The sequence below is a fragment of the Bacillus gaemokensis genome (assembly GCF_001590835.1).
GTDB lineage: Bacteria > Bacillota > Bacilli > Bacillales > Bacillaceae_G > Bacillus_A > Bacillus_A gaemokensis.
Window position 1 is genome coordinate 624,904 of the sequence record NZ_LTAQ01000001.1, and the last position, 17,746, is coordinate 642,649.

Below are 17,746 nucleotides of genomic sequence, written 5' to 3' on the forward strand. Positions count from 1 at the left end.
GCAAAAGAAATATCCGTCATTGTTGAATTACAGCATGCTCCAGACTTACAAAATAGTAATGCAAAGTCCTATCATACAGAGTTAAAAAAGGCACAAGAAAATACTACGAAAAAGATACAAGAAAAAGCACCACAAGCAAAAATAAAAGAAACCTATAATACGTTATTTTTCGGATTCTCTATTTCTGTTCCTGGAGAGCAAATTGCCACCCTTGCTTCTTTACCAGAAGTAAAAGCAATTTATCCAAATTTGACATATAAGCTTCCTACCCCAGCTAAAAGTCAAGCTGTTCCGAAAAAACCAAACATTGGTGGCCCTACAATTGGTGCCCCGGAAGCTTAGAATTTAAAAGACCCAACTGGTAAACCTTTGGACGGAAAGGGAATGAAAGTAGCAGTTATTGATTCTGGCGTTGACTATACACACCCTGATTTAAAGGCGAATTATCTCGGTGGATACGATGCTGTTGACGAAGATAATGATCCAATGGATGGGAATGAGCACGGAACCCATGTCGCTGGTATTATTGCTGCTAATGGAAATATAAAAGGAATTGCCCCAAATGCTTCTATTCTAGCTTATCGTATTATGAATGATAGAGGAATCGGCTCGACAGAAGATATTATTCAAGGAATTGAACGAGCAATTCAAGATGGAGCTGATGTCCTTAATTTATCACTTGGTCAAGATTTAAATGTCCCTGATCACCCCGTAACATTAACGTTAGAACGGGCGGCAAAACTAGGGGTTACTTCCGTTATTTCAAATGGGAATGATGGCCCGCGCCCTTGGTCTATTGATGCGCCAGCTAACGCAAGTAGCGTCATTTCTGTTGGGGCTTCCACTACTTCTATTCCGTTTCCAACATTCCAAGTAGCGGGTTCCAATAAAGCATATCAAGGACTACCACTATCAACATCTGACTTTCAAACAGGAACAGGCGCTCCTCTTGTCTATGTAGGTTATGGCTCGCCAAGTGATTATGCAAAACAAGATGTAAACGGGAAATTCGTTCTTGTACTACAAGGAACTTCTAGTACTTTAGTAAAAGCAGAACAAGCAAAACAAGCTGGTGCACTCGGAGTATTATTCATTTCTAATGAAAAAGAAATTACGAGTATGCCAGAATATTTCTCTCGCGAAGAAACAGCTATTCCAGTGATGCAACTCTCTAATAAAAATGGTGAAGAATTAAAAAGTTTAATTACAAAGCGTAAGAAAAACATAACGATTGAACAACCAAATCAAACCGAGCTCATTGGTAACTTTAGCTCTCGCGGACCATCACAAGGAAGTTGGCTTGTAAAACCCGATATTGTTGCACCTGGTGTAAAAATTACAAGTACAGTCCCTCGAGGCGGATATGAATCTTATGACGGGACAAGTATGGCTGCACCACAAGTTGCCGGAGCAGTCGCTCTCCTTCGGCAACTGCATCCAGACTGGACAGTAGAACAATTGAAAGCTTCGCTTGCAAATACAGCAAAAACATTAAAAGATGTAAACGAAAATACATACCCTGTTATGACACAAGGTTCCGGTTTAATTAACATTCCAAAAGCAGTGCAAACAGAGACATTTGTTACACCGAATAATGTGAGCTTTGGTCTTATTAAACCAAATAGTGGAAAAGTAAAATTAACACACAATATTACATTACAAAATCGTTCTAACAAAAAGAAAACATACTCCACTCGCACTGAGTTGTTAGAAGCAAAAACTGGAGTTCGTACTTCTTTCCCGTCTTCTATTAGTGTAAAACCTAACAGCAATATAGAAAAACCATTTACAATTACGGTAGACAGCTCTTTACCGCAAGGTGTATACACAGGAAATGTATATGTAAAAGAACGTGGGAGCGATGAAGAAATCCGTATCCCATTTACATTTAGCATTAATCCAAAAGAATATAAACGTATCGATGGCCTAGAAATTATTAATTCTACCTTTAGTCCAAACGGTGATCACATACTAGATGACAACCTCATTCATTACTATTTAGTTACACCAGTAGATGATGTAACATTACATGCCAACTTAATTATAAAAGATCGTGTAACATATCAAGGAATTATTTATGAAGGGAAAATGAAACACCGGATACAAACCATTAAAATGGAGTGGCACAAAAGCTGACGGTTCACAATTACCTGATGGTCTATATCAAATCGAAGCTGTTGCCTTTAACTCGGGCGGAGAAACAAAACAAACAGCAGCCGTGTTTATCGACCGAACTACGCCAAAATTATCAGCAGAAGTAGATAGGGAAAATCTTGTAATTAAAGGAAAAGTTGATGATATATTATTAGATTGGATGACCGAATCATGTTGGATTGCTCCAGGACTTCCTGTTACAATGCAGTATGAAATCAATGGAAATGGAGCATGGGAATCTGCCTTGGTGAATCATTGGGAAAAGAACTTTAGTATTTATTTTGAGCGTGAACAATTGCAGCAAGGAAAAAATACTATTCACATTGTTGCAACTGATGCTGCTGGAAACAAATCCGACTTAAACGTTGATTTAGATGTGAATTAGAAATCGGATTTACTATTTCAAAAAAATTATTGTTGACAACTTTTCAAATATAGTTTTATAATACAAAACATAGTTTAGTTGAACGAATTATATATCGGCTTTGAAGGAATCCTAGTAGCGACTTATATCCCTGTCTCAGAGAACTGATGGTGGTGCGAATCAGTACATATACAAGCGTGAATTACAATTCTGGAGCTTCTTTCCCGTAGTGCACTATTGCATGAAGAGAAAGACGGATCTTTCCGTTATCTTAAAGTGAGTGGTAAACAATTTTTTCTGTTTACAAGTAGGGTGGTACCGCGATTTCTATCGTCCCTATCGGATTTTCCGATAGGGGCTTTTTTGCGTCCGCTCCTTTTAAACAATTTCATATATTATGCGTTGAAAGAATCGCAGTAGTAACTTATATCCCTGTTGCAGAGAGCTGATGGTTGGTGTGAATCAGTACATATACAAGTGCGAATTACAATTCTGGAGCTTCTTTTTCGTAGTGCTGTGCGAGCATGAAGGAAAAGACGGATTTTTCCGTTATTAGCAACTGAGAAGTAAGCATATTTTTGCTTACAAATAGGGTGGTACCGCGATTTTTTCGCCCCTATCGGATTTTTCCGATAGGGGATTTTTCTGTTTCTCACGAAAAGAACTGTTAAATAATTCCGAATCTTGTGATAAAATTTTATAAGCGCTTACAATTATTGAAAGGTGGTGATACATGCAAAAGTAACCGCAACAATTTTTACAGATAAAAAAGGAGGATGTCTTTCATGACAAAGAAAACAGAAATTCCATCACATTTAAAACCATTTGTATCGACGCAGCATTACGACCAGTACACACCGGTGAACCACGCTGTGTGGCGTTACATTATGAGACAAAATCATAGCTTTCTAAAAGATGTTGCTCATCCAGCCTATGTAAACGGACTCCAATCATCCGGTATTAATATAGATGCGATTCCAAAGGTTGAAGAAATGAATGAATGCTTAGCACCAAGTGGCTGGGGAGCAGTAACAATTGACGGTCTTATTCCTGGCGTAGCATTCTTTGATTTCCAAGGTCACGGATTATTACCAATCGCAACAGATATTCGTAAAGTGGAAAACATCGAGTATACACCCGCACCTGATATTGTTCATGAAGCTGCTGGTCATGCACCGATTTTACTTGATCCTACATACGCAAAGTATGTAAAACGTTTCGGACAAATTGGAGCAAAAGCTTTCTCAACAAAAGAAGAACATGATGCTTTTGAAGCTGTGCGTACTTTAACAATTGTGAAAGAAAGTCCAACTTCTACACAAGAAGAAGTTGCAGCTGCCGAAAAAGAAGTTGTTGAAAAGCAAAAACTTGTTTCTGGCTTATCAGAAGCAGAACAAATTTCTCGTCTCTTCTGGTGGACAGTCGAGTACGGTTTAATTGGTGATATAAATAACCCGAAAATTTACGGAGCTGGTCTTCTTTCTTCGGTTGGTGAAAGTAAACATTGCTTAACAGACGCTGTAGAAAAAGTTCCCTTCTCAATTGAAGCTTGTACAAAAACAACCTATGACGTTACAAAAATGCAACCTCAGCTATTTGTATGCCAATCATTTGAAGAGCTAACAGAGGCGCTTGAAAACTTCTCTGAAACAATGGCTTTCAAGACAGGTGGCACAAAAGGATTAGAAAAAGCAATTCGCTCTGAAAACAACGCAACTGCTGAATTAAGTAGCGGCTTACAAATTACAGGTACATTTGCAGAAACAATTCAAAATGATGCTGGTGAAATCATTTACATGAAAACAAATACACCAACAGCATTAGCGCTAAATAATAAACAATTAGCGACTCATTCTACAGCTGTACACCAAGATGGATTTGGTACACCTGTTGGTTTACTGAAAGGTAATGTGACATTAGAGGACTGTACAGAAGAAGAGTTGCAATCATTAGGCGTCATCATTGGTAATAGTGCTGAACTTTCCTTTGCAAGCGGTGTTCATGTAAAAGGAACAGTCACAGACATTGTAAAAAACGAGGAGAAAATCGCTCTTATCTCGTTTACAGATTGCACAGTGACTTGCAAAGATCGTTTACTATTTGACGCTTCATGGGGAGCGTTTGATATGGCAGTTGGTAGTATCATTACTTCTGTATTCCCAGGAGCAGCAGATGCAGCTGCATTCTTCGGGATCGATGAAGAAATAGAAGAAAAACCAGCACCACTTACATTAACGGAACTTGATCGTATGTATCAAACAGTTCGAGATATTCGCAATGAAGGTATATTGCAAGATGCACATGTAGAGCAATTAACAGCAATTCAACAAGTGCTGAATAAATTCTACGCAAAAGAATGGTTACTTCGTCTTGAAATTTTAGAATTACTTTTAGAGCATAACAAAGGACATGAAGCATCTGCTGCACTACAAGAGCAGCTCTCTACTTTTACAGAAAACGAATCTGTAACGCGCCTAATTAACAATGGTCTTGCCTTACTCCCAATAAAGGATGTGAAAAATAATGCAACGACTAACAGATGAGGAAGTTCAAGAGGAATTAATGAAGTTGGATAAATGGACAGTGAAAGATGAAAAATGGATTGAAAGAAAATATATGTTTTCCGACTACTTAAAAGGTGTCGAATTTGTCTCTGAAGCCGCCAAACTATCAGAAGAACATAATCACCACCCATTTATCCTTATTCAGTATAAAGCAGTCATTATTACTTTGTCATCATGGAATGCAAAAGGTTTAACAAAGCTTGATTTTGAGCTCGCGAGACAGTTTAATGAACTCTTTTTACAAAATGAAAAAGCAGTTATAAGAAAATAAAAAAGAGAAGCCTTTATTTAGGCTTCTCCTTTTATAATGAAATGAATACAGTGACCAAATGGATCCTCTACTTGCAATATTCCATCTTTGTACGTAGCAGCTTTGCCAATATATTTTAAGCTTTCACACACTTGCTCTTTTTGTTTTTCATCTGCCAGTACAATCGTGAAATATTTCAAGCCAACGGAATTCGGCATTTGCGGTGGTACACCTTCACCTTGCCATGTGTTTAAACCGATATGGTGATGATAACCGCCTGCTGAAACAAACAATGCGCCATTACGAGCTGGAATTGTTACTTCAAATCCAAGACCATCCACATAAAAGCGTCTTGCCTCTTCTAAATCGGCTACATGGAAATGAACATGCCCCATTACTGTACCACTTGGGAATCCACTCCATGTACTTCCTTGTTGTAATAATCCTTCACCATCTAATGGGTTACTAACAAATGGAAGCTCTCCCTTTTCATCACGCCATACTTCTCTTTGTCGATCGTGATAAATCTCAATACCATTTCCATCTGGATCAGATAAATAAATTGCTTCACTAAAGTAATGATCCGCTCCGCCATGTAACGGATACACTTTCTCTACAAGGTGACGAAGAATATTTGCTAAATCTTGTCTACTTGGTAATAAGATTGCGTAGTGATATAAACCCGTGCGGCTTCTTTGTTTTGGAAGAACCTCTTCCTTCTCTTCTATTATAAGAAGCGGTTCATTATTTTCATTACCAAGCGTAACGATCGTTCCTTCTTCTTGTATCACATTCAATCGTAGTACATCTGTGTAAAACGCCAGCGACGTCTTTACATTCGATACGTGTAGATGCACAACGCCAAGTGTTGTACTGGGATGAAGTTGAAAGCTCATTTTGTTATACCCCCATTGAAATTAGTCTTTTTTAAACACAGTTGCTTTTAAGAAATTATCTACAAAACCATCAGCTTTCGCAACAAATAAGTAAAGACCCATCGCTAATAATGCAAGATCTAATTCGTAACCAGGATTCTTTCCATCTCCTAACAAACCAGCAGACCACTTCACTTTCACAATTGCTCCAACTAAAATCAGTGCGAATAATAATCCAACGTATCTTACACCTAAACCGATGATCAATAATAGACCACCAACTAATTCTACCGTTGCTACGCCGTATGCAAGAGCACCCGGTAAACCAATACTTGTAAACCATCCTGCAATATTATCAATGCCTGATTGGAACTTTGCCAAACCATGCATAAAGAATGTTACCCCTAATACGATACGAATAATTAAATTACCAATATGTTGATTCATTTCTTTCTCTCCTTTATAGTTTTGTTATATAAAACTTTTATTCACATTACAAAACATACAATATATTTTTTTATTCGTCAATTCATTTTTCTTGAGAAAAAATATATTTTTTTTGCTATGATACAAATAGTTGTTTACAAAAAGGAGCTTGATTTTATGAACATTGGTTCTGCAATACGTGAAATTCGTCAACGCAGAGGCATCACAATCGCCCAGATTTGTGAAGGGACAGGGCTTTCTAAAGGATTTATGAGTCAGGTGGAGAATAATAAAACCTCGCCATCCATTTCAACTTTAGAAACTATTTCTAACTTTTTAAACGTTCCCCTCCCTTACTTATTACTTGAACAAAAAGATCGCATGAAAATTGTTAAAAAAGAAGAACGAAAATACAGTGTGTATGGAAAAGATGAACAAAGGATTGAACATGTCGCTGAACAAGGCGGTCTTCGTTTATCCTTAGTTGAAATCCCTGTTGGCTTCCCAAAAGAAAATGTACCGAATGCTCATGAAGGTGAAGAATGTCATCTTGTTTTACGTGGAAAATTAGAAGTGCAACACGGGGAAGATGTTGCGATTGTCGAAGAAGGAGATTCTTTTTCTTGGAGTGCATGTGTACCACATATTGTGCGTAACATCGGTGAAGAATCCGCATTATTACTTATTTCTAGCCATGCTGAAAATCGAAAACGTGTATACTAAAAAGCATTGCAAACATATTGTTTGCAATGCTTTTTATTTTTATATGAACAATATAAAAGTTATCCTCGTATAATTCCATAACTTGTTCCGACTAATACTTCTTTTCCTTTTTGATTTCGGTACACTGACTGTATGGCTACTTTTTTATATCCTTCCATTTCTTCAACACTTGTCAGAGTTAAATCACAAGTAATTGTATCTCCAGTAAAAACAGGTCTGATAAATTCACTTACTAATTCTCTTGCTATGTAATGCAAATCCCCGCCAATTTTTGTCCCTATACTCGCTGTCAATAAACCATGCACCATTAAACGCCCTTGCTCATCATGTTCCATATGATGCCTACCCTTATCACCTGTAAGACCCGCAAACTCAAGAACTTCTTCTTCTGTAAAGGTCCTTTCATACTGAAACGTATCGCCTACTTTAATATTCATTTTTATCCCCCTTTTTAAATTTCTGAATTTTCTCTATTATTTTATCACAAAATGAATGGTTATTCATTTTAATTAATAAAAGTGCCCTCTAATATTGTTAATAATTAACATTTCTATGTTATCATTTGATATATATTAAACTTTCTTTCATTGGAGGTCTTAACAATGTCATTTGGAATAGTTGGTGGAGTATTATTAGCCGGTTCATTACTCTTCTACTCCACATTAGAAATTTGGCTCACTCCTAATAACGGCTCCATATCTAAAGATTTAAAAAAGAAACTGATGTTCATGCTCCCCTTGTTTACTCTCTCGTTCGCAATTCACTATTTCTTTTTTGTACAGTAAAAAGGATTGCCTTCACCTAGCAATCCTTTTACATTCTTTCTGTTGTTATCGATGTCCCTCTTTTTTCGCTTCATTATAACCATAATAAGCACATGTCCCATTTTTTGATAAATCTCGCACCTCAAATCCACAACTCCGATAAAAATCAAAGTTATTAGCAGATGTATGAGCAAACCAATCACCGTGCGGGAGTTTCTGCAAACAAAGAGAAACAAGTTTCTTTCCTAGTCCCTTCCCTCTATATTCACACTTCACAACTAGATCCATAATATTTGCAGCCATTATTTGGTCCGAAATGACACGAACCATCGCAATCATTTCTTCCTCATCCCAAATCGTAAAAGCCCACGTTGAATTCTCGAATGCGATCGTAAATTTTTCAATTTGCCAAGATGGAATGATACTGTTACTCCAGCCTGCATCTTCAAATAAACTTTTAATTGCGTAAGCTGGTACACCTGTCGTTCCTTCTCGAATAATGAGTCCGTTATGATAAATATACAATCCCATTCCCCCTTTTATTGTTATATACTATTCTTTAAGAGTTAAATATCACCTTTTTAAAAGGAGAAAAAATGGAGAAATTTTTATTATTACTTTCTTTTTAGCTGGTATATTTTACGGAGGAATTGTTGTGAAATCAAACAGCATCATTCCGGCTATTATATGGCATGTAGTACTGAATATATTAATGGTATTTAGTGGCTAGAACAGAGCTTATCCAGCTCTTTTAATCGCATACACAAGAACATCTATGCCATGAAACGATACTGTTTTTTCATACATGAGCCCTGTTTTTCTAGCTACAAAAATAGAAGCAGGGTGATCCGGGTTAATAAGAGAGATGAGTTTATTTAGTCTTAATGCTTGGAAGCCATAATCCCGGAACGCTGTTGCTGCTTCTTTTGCATAGCCTTTCCCCCAATGTTCAGGAAGCAACCAATAACCAATTTCAATTTCTTCTTTTCCGTCTATTTGCTGCCTAACAAGTCCAGCATGACCAATTGGTGTACCTGTACCCCTTTCAATCATCAGAAATAACCCTAAGCCGTTTTTATAACCAGGAAAAACCCTGTCCTCTAAACTTTTTTTACACTGCATATATGTTTTTAGGGTTCCGTTCCCGATGTAACGCATAACCTTCTCATTTTCCCATAAAGAAGCGTAAAAATCTAAGTCAGTCATTGTATATTTACGAAATTGTAAACGGTCTGTATGAAACATATTCCTACTCCTTTCTCGTAGATTCCCTTTCGATAACTGAAATAGGCAATTGAATACGTTGTATACGTTCCCCTTTTAATTTTTTATGCAATAGGGCAATAGCATTCTTTGCCATACTTTTAATAGAAGTATGGATCGTCGTTATATTAGGATTCATTATCATCGAAAGTTCTTGATTATCAAATCCTATAACACCAAAATCTTGTGGGATAATAATTTTCAATCTTTGTGCCTCCATAATGATTCCAGCAGCTATTTCATCACTGCCTGTAAAAATGGCATTAGGAGCATTTTGCATGGATTGAATAATATGTATAATCTTTTTTCCATCCTTTAGCCCATAGCAATTTGAAAATACCCATTCTTGCTGAAGCTGTAGACCGTACTCATTTAAAGCTCGTTTATATCCTTGATATCTCTGTCTTTGTGCCTTACTTTTTAATGTATCGTAACAAAACCCAATACGTGTATATCCACTTTCTAAAAGATGCCTCGTTCCTATATACCCTGCCAACTCTTCATCAAATTGAACAGTGGATACCTTTTCTGTTTCAACATGTTCATTACAGATAACAATTGCTCCTGAAGTTATTGCGTGTTCTACTTCCTCTATTGATAAAGAAAGTGTTGCAAAGATAAGTCCATCTAACTTCTTCGTCCTAATATATTGTAAAAATCCCCTTTCTCTCTTGATTTCATAATTTGATTGCAAGATTACAACATCATAACCATCTGTTTTTAAAATATCGCTTAACGTTTGAATTAATTTACTAAAAAAGGGATGATGTAAATTTGGTACAACCACACCAATTAAATTTGTTTGCAAGCGACGTAAATCTTTTGCTGTTGCCACAGGTACATAATTCTTTTCATCAATAATTGCTTGTACCCTTTCCCTTAATTCTGGACGTACATACGGATGATGATTAATTACACGTGAAACCGTTGCTTTAGACACTCCAGCTAATTTAGCGATGTCTTCAATTGTAGAAATTTTAACTACCCCCTTGACCTGTAATGCATTTCAGAGTGTACAGTTTATGGTAAGTTTTACATCTATTATAAACGAGGTGATATGAAATATGGAGAAAATTCAAATTTCAGGAGAGATTATTGAAATAAACGCAATTGCCTTTGATAAAGACGGTACATTATTTCAAGCTATTCCCTTTTGGCAAGAAATTGATAGATTACGACGACAGAAATTCTTACAAATTGTTGGTGAAGAATATCGGCTACTTTGGGAAAAAGCGGTTGGATTTATTCCCCCTAACCAAGTTGATTTTAAAGGGCTATTAGCGGTTGCATCTGAGGACGAGGAAATTATTGTTGTCGCAAGCCTCTTCTATCAAATTACAAAATATCCATGGCACCATTGTAAAGAAATTGCCACAGCTATTTTTAGGGAGAGTAATGAACAATTATGTATTACAGAGGCATTTCATCCTATTAATGGAGCAGCTGAATGTATACATTCCTTACAACAAGCAGGCATATATACAGGTATTCTCACCTCTGATAATAAAATAAGAACGAAAAAGTGTATTGATTTACTTCACTTACCACCTCTTCATTTTCTCTTTACTCCAGAAGATGTGGAAAACGGAAAGCCTAATCCAGAAATGATTCTAAAAACATGTAAGCATCTTGATATTAAACCAAATGAGTTAGTAATGGTTGGAGATACTGTTGTAGATGTAAAAATGGCTAAAGAGGCCGGAAGTATTGCTGTAGGCATTGCAAATCATGAACATGCCATAGAAGAACTAACACCTTATGCAGATTTTATTATTTCCGATTACAGTGATATACAAGTCTTAACGAAAAAAAGACAGTAGACAAAAGCTTATCTACTGCATCCATATCATAACTAGTATAAAGAAAACTACAACTGAGGGGGGTGTAGGATTTTCGGTTATATACTAGGTATTTATCCCGTTCTAACGGGCGGTAAACCTTCCAATCTTTCAAGTGGAAGGTTTACCGCACATAAGAACCATTTGCGGTAATTTAAGTAAGGGCTGTTACATACTCAAAAACACGATGCGCTGCTTCCCCGCCCATTCTTGCATGCTGAAGAAGAGGAATACCATGTGGTCCCGATGCACGCAATGCTTCTGGTTGTACTACTAAAATTGCTTGAACAATTGCAAGTTCTCCAAGCATTGCCGCTGCAAAAATATCCATACGTGCCCCTTTTTCTAATAAATAAAGAGCAATATCTCTACGACCTACATGTGCGGCTGCTCCTAAAGCACTTTCCCAGTCTGCACCGCCCCAATTATAAGAAGCATGAAGCAAACTTGGATGTTCTGATAGAAGCTCCTGCACCTTCTCAAAATCTCCATGAGCTGCCATGACAAATCCTCTCACTAATTCAGTGGTAATACGTTCCTCTGTTTGCATCTCTCTTCTCCTTTTTCACAAATTCGTTTCGGAGTAAAAAACGGTTTTTCGCTCCCTTGAAAAATGTCGACCTCAATTCCAAAGACGTGCTGAAACATTTGATGACATAACACGCATTCTGGTACCCCGTCATATTGAATTGCTCCTTGCTTTAAAACGAGTAAACGATCGCTATATTGAGCTGCTTGGTTAATATCATGAAGAACCATTACAATCGTCATACCAAACTCTTCATTTAATCGCTTGACGAGTTCCATTACTTCTAACTGATGGACAATATCTAAAAAGGTTGTCGGCTCATCTAACAGCAAAACATTTGTGCGCTGTGATAATGTCATTGCAATCCAAGCACGTTGTCTTTCCCCACCTGATAGAGATTGCAGGAGCCGATATTCATATCCTTCTAACTTTGTAACTGATAATGCCCAATCCACAATCTCTTCATCTTCTTTACCTAAACGACTGTTCCATGATTTATGAGGTTGTCTGCCAAACTCCACCAACTCCTTAACTGTTAAATCTAGTTGGTGATCTTGCATTTGTGGTAGCATCGCTAACTGCTTCGCAACTTCTGCGCTTTTCATACTATGAATGTTTTTCCCATTTAAAACAATTTCACCCATTTTAGGATCTAGTAATCTTGCTATTAAACGTAATAATGTCGACTTCCCCGATCCATTTGGGCCAATTAAACTAATCATTTCACCAGCTTCAATATGTAGGTTCATATCTTGCATTTGAAATCTTTCTGAATGCGCATAAGACACCTCTTTAACGGAAAGCACTTTGTTTTCCTCCCCTCTGGATTAAATATAAGAAGAACGGACCGCCCAAGAAGGATAGTAAAATTCCAACAGGTAACTCAATAGGATCAAACCAACTTCTAGCAATTGCATCAGCAAAAACAAGTAATACCCCACCACCTAAGCAAGAGAGAGGCAGTAAATATCGATAATCATTTCCGACTAATAGACGTAACATATGCGGAACAACAAGTCCAACAAATCCAATGAGTCCAGAAACACTTACCGCGATTCCAGCTAATAGTGTACTTACTACGATTAAGAAAAAGCGACTACGTTCTACGTTGTGCCCAAGTAGCTTTGCCATTTCATCTCCAAGCATAAGCACACGAATGTGTTTAATACCAAAGAAAGCTAAGACAATGGCAAAGATCGCATAATAAATAATCATATTAAGGTGAGCCCAGCTTACACCACCGATTCCACCTGCGAGCCATGGTAAAACAGATTGTACTTTATCACTATGAAGTAACATTAATGCTGAAGTTGCAGCACCAATCAAGGCATTTATTGAAACACCAACCAATACAATACGTGACGGAGGCGCTCCTTTTTGCCAGGATAAAGCATAAATTACCATTGCTGTAATAAATGCTCCTAAAAAAGCTCCAAGCGGTAGAAATGCCATATGCTGCGGAAATAAAATCATAATAAAAATGGCAACGAAGCCCGCTCCTGATGAAACGCCAATGATTCCAGGATCAGCAAGTGGATTTCGCATAACCCCTTGTAGCAATGCCCCTGATGCCGCTAAGCATGTACCTACAATAAAGCCAACAAGTACACGCGGTATCCGAAGATCCCATACAATTCGGTGGACTGTTGAATTCTCATCTTGTATACCTCCTGCAATATCTTGCAATGAAAAGGATAAACTCCCTGCAATGAGTCCATAAAAGAGGGCCAGGACGGTTAGTACAACTAAACTAACCGTCAATATCCATCTTTTCTTTGCAAAAGGATGTGCCTTTTCTTTTACTACTGCATTACTCTGCATGTTCATCATTTCCTTACATCTTGTATACTTTTATACATAAAGTCCATCGCTTCAGTTACTTTCGTTCCAGGATTTGAACCGAATAAATCTGGTGGTAAAATAACAACGCGATTTTGTTTTACTGCTTCTAAGTTTTTCCACGCTTCGTTTTTCATCATTTCACCTTCAAATGCTTTTTTCACACCTGCAGGATCGCCGTGGGTAATTAAGAAAATAACCTCTGGGTTTGCTTCAATAATTCTTTCTACACTAAGCTGTGCATATTGCGGATATTCCTTCATTTTCGGGAACTCTGCAGCAATATTTTTACCACCTGTTTTCTCTAAAATATCACCTGATAAAGAGTTTGGTAATGCCGCTAAGTATGTACCTGGTGCTCCGTAAACTAGTAATGCTTTTACATCGCTCTTTTTCTCATATTTTTTCATCTGATCGTTAATTTTTTGATTTAATTCTTTCGATTTATTTTCTTTTTGCATTAATGTTCCATATATATCGATACTCTTCTGAATATCTTTTATAGAGTTTGCTGAAGAAATCATCACCTTTGTTCCTTGTCCCTCAACTGTCGGAATATTTTTTTGGAACCCGTTATTCGCCACAAGAAGGTCGGGTTTCAAACTAGCAATTTGCTCAAAGTTTGGTTGATGCGCATTCCCGATTACTTGTGCTTTCTTTAAATCGTCTGGAAGTGTTAATTTCGTATCTGGACGGCCGACAATTTTACCACCTAGTGCATGAATGATATTCATATCGCCTACACTCAGAGTAGCAAAACTTTTCGGGGTCTTATCAAATGTTACTTTTCTGTCTGAGAAGTCGGTAATCTCGATTTGTTTTTTTCCTTTGTCTGTTTTTGTTGCAGACGCTTTTTCGTTGTCTTTTGCATTGCAACCGATTAACAAGAAAAAAATAGATAGAATCGCTGTAAACAGCGTTATATATTTTTTCATTTCCTCACCTCTAATTGATAATGATAATCATTAACTACCATTCTACTTTAATTGATAAGGATTATCATTGTCAATACAAACCGCATACATTTTCTACAAAATTTTACTTATACTAAAAAACGCTACAAAAAGGATACTCTTTTCGTAGCGTTTTATCTAGCAATCTTATTCATATTCGTTCTCCTCTAACTGATCACGCAGCATTTTTACACGTTTGAAAAAGAAAAATGACGCACCTAAAAAGAAAACAATAGCGCTCATCATGGTAAATAATTGTGGTGTCGCTCTTCCCTCATTTGGAATCAGTAACCCAATCATTAAAAATGAGCCTAGCGCAAGGAGAACTTGACCGAAGCGAATATAATCTGCTATTTTCTGTTGTAACTCTTTCATACATCTACCACTCCTCCTTCTCACTGTATCATATTCTACTAGTTTCAGAGGCATGCAAATACAGCCAATGAGGGAGAAGTTTTCCAAAGTAAAAGAGCTGCTAAAAATGCAGCTCTTTTTCATTCATTACACACCTTTATACGCTTCCATATATACTTCTTTCAGTTCTGAAATAAGCGGTAATTTTGGATTTGCTGTTGTACATTGATCTTCAAAAGCTCTTTCTGCAAGTAGTTCAACAACTCCTTCAAATACTGCTTGTTCTACACCTTGTCCAGCAATGCTCATGTTCATATTTAGTTCTTTTCCAAGAGCGATAATTGCTTGTACGAGTGATTCTACACCTTCTTCTACTGTACGTGCTGGAAGTCCAAGCATTCTTGCAATATGAGCGTACCGTTCATCAGCAACAAAGTGCTCATATTTTGGGAACAAGGCATGTTTTCTTGGTTTAATTGCATTATAGCGAATTACATGTGGCATTAAAATTGCATTGGCGCGGCCGTGTGGAATATGAAATTCTGGTCCAATTTTATGTGCCAAGCTATGGTTAATGCCAAGAAATGCATTAGCAAATGCCATTCCTGCAATTGCAGACGCGTTATGCATTTTCTCACGTGCCTCTTCATCATTTCCATCTTTGTATGCTCTCGGTAAATATTTGAATACAAGATCAATTGCTTTTAATGCTAAACCATCTGTATAATCATTTGCCATAATAGACACGTACGCTTCAATCGCATGTGTTAATACATCCATTCCAGTATCTGCTGTTACATGCGGCGGTACTGTCATTACAAATTGCGGATCGACAATCGCTACATCTGGTGTTAATTCATAATCAGCAAGCGGATATTTTATATTGTTCTTCTTATCTGTAATAACCGCAAATGGCGTCACTTCTGAACCTGTTCCTGATGTCGTTGGAATCGCTATAAATTGCGCTTTGTTTCCAAGATTTGGATATTTACATGTCCGTTTTCTTATATCTAAAAACTTTTGCTTAATTCCAAAGAATGTTGTTTCTGGATGCTCATAAAATAACCACATTCCTTTTGCTGCATCCATTGCTGATCCACCGCCAAGAGCAATAATTACATCAGGCTTAAAACTTCTCATCATTTCAGCACCTTTAAAGACAGTTTCATCTGACGGATCTGGTTCTACTTCAAAGAACACTTCTACCTTTACATCATTTATATGTCTACGTAAATAGTGCATTACTGTATCGACGTAACCATGCTCTACCATTCCAGGGTCTGTTACAATAAATGCTCGTGAGATGTTTCGCATATTTGCTAAATATCCTGTAGCATGTTTTTCAAAATAAATTTTGGGTGGCAGTTTAAACCACTGCATATTCTTTTTTCTGCTTGCTAACCTTTTTATATTTAATAAATGTGTTGCTGTTACATTTTGAGAAACAGAGTTCTTTCCGTATGATCCACATCCAAGTGTAAGCGATGGAATAAACGCATTATATATATCACCAATTCCGCCTTGTGATGACGGAGCATTTACGATTAGACGACATGCTTTCATACGTAAACCAAATTGTTTTTGTACTTCTTTATTTGTTGAATGAATAACTGCCGAATGCCCTAAACCACCAAGGTCTAGCATCCCTTCACAATATATAAAACCTTCTTCTAATGAGTTTGCTTTTACACAAGCTAATACCGGGCTCAACTTTTCGCGAGATAGCGGATAGGCTGCCCCGACACCTTTAATTTCAGCTACGAGCATCTTTGTATCTTTTGGTACAGTAATCCCTACTAATGCCGCAATATAGTATGCTGACTTACCTACAATATCACTATTTACTGCACATGTATTTTCATTAATGACAAGCTTCTCTAATTTTTTTTGTTCCTCTTCTGTTACAAAGTAACAATTATTTGCTAGCATTTCTTCTTTCACATCATCATAGATTTCTTTATCTACAATCATTGCTTGTTCAGAAGCACAAATCATACCGTTATCAAATGTTTTTGATAAAATCAAATCATTTACAGCACGTTTTACATGTGCTGATTTCTCTATATAACAAGGTACATTTCCAGGTCCTACTCCAAGCGCTGGTTTACCAGTAGAATACGCTGATTTCACCATCCCTGCGCCTCCAGTTGCCAGAACAAGTGCAACACCTTCATGATTCATTAATTGCTTTGTTGCCTCAACAGAAGGTTTTTCAATCCATTGCATACAGTTCTCTGGCGCACCCGCCTTCACTGCTGCATCACGTAATGTTGTAGCTGCTGCAATCGAGCAGTTTTGTGCAGAAGGATGAAATGCGAAAATAATTGGGTTTCTTGTTTTCATTGCGATTAACGCTTTAAACATCGTTGTCGAAGTTGGATTCGTTACTGGTGTTACCCCAGCAACTACACCAACTGGTTCTGCAATTTCTATGATTTCTTCATGAGGATCTTCATGAATGATTCCCACTGTTTTATCCCTTTTCATACTATGCCAAATATATTCGGTGGCAAAAATATTTTTGATGCACTTGTCTTCATATACACCGCGGCCCGTTTCCTCAACAGCCATTTTCGCAAGCGGCATATGTTGGTCTACACCCGCAAGTGCCATTTCATGTACAATGTTGTCAATTTGCTCTTGTGTAAAATCCTCTAATGCCCGTAAAGCTTCCTGACCGTTCTTCACCAACGTATCAATCATTTCTGTTACTTCTTGCATCTCATTTACAACTTTCTCTTTGACTACCATGTAAATCTCTCCTATTCTGCTATTTGGTCTTATAAAGTCCCTATTAGCGTAAAAAAATAGAGTTACTTTTCTACATGAATCCCATTATTTGTGAAGTTT

18 protein-coding genes, 1 pseudogene and 2 other annotated features are annotated in these 17,746 nt (G+C 37.2%); of the genes and pseudogenes, 7 read left to right on the forward strand and 12 right to left on the reverse strand.

Translation table 11 applies throughout. From position 1 onward, the window contains the following. The first annotated feature begins 9 nt into the window (after positions 1 to 9). From AZF08_RS03385 to AZF08_RS03395, 3 genes and pseudogenes are all read left to right on the forward strand, one after another. Positions 10 to 2,539: pseudogene (locus AZF08_RS03385) on the forward strand (S8 family serine peptidase). Between the two features lie 91 nt (positions 2,540 to 2,630). Next, positions 2,631 to 2,859: a binding site (T-box leader), on the forward strand. Positions 2,860 to 2,911: 52 nt separating this feature from the next. Next, positions 2,912 to 3,139, forward strand: a binding site (T-box leader). 164 nt (positions 3,140 to 3,303) lie between these two features. After that, positions 3,304 to 5,061, forward strand: a complete 1,758-nt coding sequence (locus tag AZF08_RS03390) for an aromatic amino acid hydroxylase (RefSeq protein ID WP_033672647.1) — start codon at positions 3,304 to 3,306, stop codon at positions 5,059 to 5,061. Then, a complete protein-coding gene (locus AZF08_RS03395) occupies positions 5,039 to 5,353 on the forward strand; it encodes a 4a-hydroxytetrahydrobiopterin dehydratase (protein WP_033672648.1) in 315 nt (104 codons plus the stop codon). Before AZF08_RS03390 ends, AZF08_RS03395 begins: the two co-directional genes overlap by 23 nt. A gap of 17 nt (positions 5,354 to 5,370) precedes the next feature. Here AZF08_RS03395 and AZF08_RS03400 read toward each other — a convergent pair whose 3' ends face one another. Continuing rightward, the gene (locus tag AZF08_RS03400) at positions 5,371 to 6,228 is read right to left on the reverse strand and encodes a VOC family protein (RefSeq protein ID WP_033672649.1); all 858 of its coding nucleotides are present in this window, start codon (positions 6,226 to 6,228) and stop codon (positions 5,371 to 5,373) included. A gap of 21 nt (positions 6,229 to 6,249) precedes the next feature. After that, positions 6,250 to 6,654: a DoxX family protein gene (locus tag AZF08_RS03405; protein WP_033672651.1), complete on the reverse strand. Its 405-nt coding sequence runs from the start codon at positions 6,652 to 6,654 to the stop codon at positions 6,250 to 6,252. A 156-nt stretch (positions 6,655 to 6,810) separates the two neighbouring features. Here AZF08_RS03405 and AZF08_RS03410 point away from each other — a divergent pair, with 156 nt between their 5' ends. Then, positions 6,811 to 7,356 (forward strand): helix-turn-helix domain-containing protein, encoded by a 546-nt coding sequence (locus AZF08_RS03410; protein WP_033672652.1) that lies wholly within the window; start codon positions 6,811 to 6,813, stop codon positions 7,354 to 7,356. 59 nt (positions 7,357 to 7,415) lie between these two features. Here the strand turns inward: AZF08_RS03410 and AZF08_RS03415 are convergent, their stop codons facing one another. Continuing rightward, positions 7,416 to 7,793 carry a MaoC family dehydratase gene (locus tag AZF08_RS03415; RefSeq protein WP_033672654.1) on the reverse strand — a complete coding sequence of 126 codons (378 nt, stop codon included), beginning with the start codon at positions 7,791 to 7,793 and terminating at the stop codon, positions 7,416 to 7,418. A gap of 165 nt (positions 7,794 to 7,958) precedes the next feature. On the opposite strand from AZF08_RS03415, the gene AZF08_RS03420 reads away from it, so the two are divergent. After that, the gene (locus tag AZF08_RS03420; RefSeq protein ID WP_033672655.1) at positions 7,959 to 8,141 is read left to right on the forward strand and encodes a hypothetical protein; all 183 of its coding nucleotides are present in this window, start codon (positions 7,959 to 7,961) and stop codon (positions 8,139 to 8,141) included. 45 nt (positions 8,142 to 8,186) lie between these two features. Here AZF08_RS03420 and AZF08_RS03425 read toward each other — a convergent pair whose 3' ends face one another. Further along, the gene (locus AZF08_RS03425; RefSeq protein ID WP_033672656.1) at positions 8,187 to 8,645 is read right to left on the reverse strand and encodes a GNAT family N-acetyltransferase; all 459 of its coding nucleotides are present in this window, start codon (positions 8,643 to 8,645) and stop codon (positions 8,187 to 8,189) included. 22 nt (positions 8,646 to 8,667) lie between these two features. Between AZF08_RS03425 and AZF08_RS32085 the strand changes: the two genes are divergently transcribed. Next, complete coding sequence (locus AZF08_RS32085) at positions 8,668 to 8,850, forward strand: CPBP family glutamic-type intramembrane protease (RefSeq protein ID WP_369126268.1); 183 nt, start codon at positions 8,668 to 8,670, stop codon at positions 8,848 to 8,850. Positions 8,851 to 8,858: 8 nt separating this feature from the next. Here AZF08_RS32085 and AZF08_RS03430 read toward each other — a convergent pair whose 3' ends face one another. Together AZF08_RS03430 and AZF08_RS03435 are read right to left on the reverse strand one after the other, a co-directional pair. Then, positions 8,859 to 9,365, reverse strand: coding sequence for a GNAT family N-acetyltransferase (locus AZF08_RS03430; RefSeq protein ID WP_033672657.1), 507 nt, complete (start codon positions 9,363 to 9,365; stop codon positions 8,859 to 8,861). A 4-nt stretch (positions 9,366 to 9,369) separates the two neighbouring features. Continuing rightward, on the reverse strand, positions 9,370 to 10,323 hold the full coding sequence (locus tag AZF08_RS03435) for a LacI family DNA-binding transcriptional regulator (RefSeq protein ID WP_051725617.1): 954 nt from the start codon (positions 10,321 to 10,323) through the stop codon (positions 9,370 to 9,372). 124 nt (positions 10,324 to 10,447) lie between these two features. On the opposite strand from AZF08_RS03435, the gene AZF08_RS03440 reads away from it, so the two are divergent. Continuing rightward, positions 10,448 to 11,203 (forward strand): HAD family hydrolase, encoded by a 756-nt coding sequence (locus AZF08_RS03440; protein WP_033672659.1) that lies wholly within the window; start codon positions 10,448 to 10,450, stop codon positions 11,201 to 11,203. A 172-nt stretch (positions 11,204 to 11,375) separates the two neighbouring features. On the opposite strand, the gene AZF08_RS03445 is transcribed toward AZF08_RS03440, so the two are convergent. The 6 genes from AZF08_RS03445 to adhE form a co-directional block, all read right to left on the reverse strand. Next, positions 11,376 to 11,771, reverse strand: a complete 396-nt coding sequence (locus tag AZF08_RS03445; protein WP_033672660.1) for an ankyrin repeat domain-containing protein — start codon at positions 11,769 to 11,771, stop codon at positions 11,376 to 11,378. Continuing rightward, entirely contained in the window at positions 11,738 to 12,556 is an 819-nt protein-coding gene (locus AZF08_RS03450; protein ID WP_033672661.1) for an ABC transporter ATP-binding protein, read from the reverse strand. Before AZF08_RS03450 ends, AZF08_RS03445 begins: the two co-directional genes overlap by 34 nt. Beyond that, entirely contained in the window at positions 12,543 to 13,571 is a 1,029-nt protein-coding gene (locus tag AZF08_RS03455) for a FecCD family ABC transporter permease (RefSeq protein WP_033672894.1), read from the reverse strand. Before AZF08_RS03455 ends, AZF08_RS03450 begins: the two co-directional genes overlap by 14 nt. Positions 13,572 to 13,576: 5 nt before the next feature. Continuing rightward, positions 13,577 to 14,524 (reverse strand): helical backbone metal receptor, encoded by a 948-nt coding sequence (locus AZF08_RS03460; protein WP_033672662.1) that lies wholly within the window; start codon positions 14,522 to 14,524, stop codon positions 13,577 to 13,579. Positions 14,525 to 14,689: 165 nt separating this feature from the next. Continuing rightward, positions 14,690 to 14,917, reverse strand: a complete 228-nt coding sequence (locus tag AZF08_RS03465; RefSeq protein ID WP_033672663.1) for a YrhC family protein — start codon at positions 14,915 to 14,917, stop codon at positions 14,690 to 14,692. 126 nt (positions 14,918 to 15,043) lie between these two features. Next, entirely contained in the window at positions 15,044 to 17,647 is a 2,604-nt protein-coding gene (gene adhE / locus AZF08_RS03470; RefSeq protein ID WP_033672664.1) for a bifunctional acetaldehyde-CoA/alcohol dehydrogenase, read from the reverse strand. Positions 17,648 to 17,746 lie beyond the last annotated feature (99 nt).

What these genes read in the sequence shown, in the direction of transcription:
- AZF08_RS03455 (WP_033672894.1), bottom strand. Translation starts at nt 13,571, where the DNA reads ATGCAGAGTAATGCAGTAGTAAAAGAAAAGGCACATCCTTTTGCAAAG.
- AZF08_RS03430 (WP_033672657.1), bottom strand. Translation starts at nt 9,365, where the DNA reads ATGTTTCATACAGACCGTTTACAATTTCGTAAATATACAATGACTGAC.
- AZF08_RS03460 (WP_033672662.1), bottom strand. Translation starts at nt 14,524, where the DNA reads ATGAAAAAATATATAACGCTGTTTACAGCGATTCTATCTATTTTTTTC.
- AZF08_RS03420 (WP_033672655.1), top strand. Translation starts at nt 7,959, where the DNA reads ATGTCATTTGGAATAGTTGGTGGAGTATTATTAGCCGGTTCATTACTC.
- AZF08_RS03445 (WP_033672660.1), bottom strand. Translation starts at nt 11,771, where the DNA reads ATGCAAACAGAGGAACGTATTACCACTGAATTAGTGAGAGGATTTGTC.
- AZF08_RS03465 (WP_033672663.1), bottom strand. Translation starts at nt 14,917, where the DNA reads ATGAAAGAGTTACAACAGAAAATAGCAGATTATATTCGCTTCGGTCAA.
- adhE (WP_033672664.1), bottom strand. Translation starts at nt 17,647, where the DNA reads ATGGTAGTCAAAGAGAAAGTTGTAAATGAGATGCAAGAAGTAACAGAA.
- AZF08_RS03405 (WP_033672651.1), bottom strand. Translation starts at nt 6,654, where the DNA reads ATGAATCAACATATTGGTAATTTAATTATTCGTATCGTATTAGGGGTA.
- AZF08_RS03440 (WP_033672659.1), top strand. Translation starts at nt 10,448, where the DNA reads ATGGAGAAAATTCAAATTTCAGGAGAGATTATTGAAATAAACGCAATT.
- AZF08_RS03415 (WP_033672654.1), bottom strand. Translation starts at nt 7,793, where the DNA reads ATGAATATTAAAGTAGGCGATACGTTTCAGTATGAAAGGACCTTTACA.
- AZF08_RS03390 (WP_033672647.1), top strand. Translation starts at nt 3,304, where the DNA reads ATGACAAAGAAAACAGAAATTCCATCACATTTAAAACCATTTGTATCG.
- AZF08_RS03400 (WP_033672649.1), bottom strand. Translation starts at nt 6,228, where the DNA reads ATGAGCTTTCAACTTCATCCCAGTACAACACTTGGCGTTGTGCATCTA.
- AZF08_RS03410 (WP_033672652.1), top strand. Translation starts at nt 6,811, where the DNA reads ATGAACATTGGTTCTGCAATACGTGAAATTCGTCAACGCAGAGGCATC.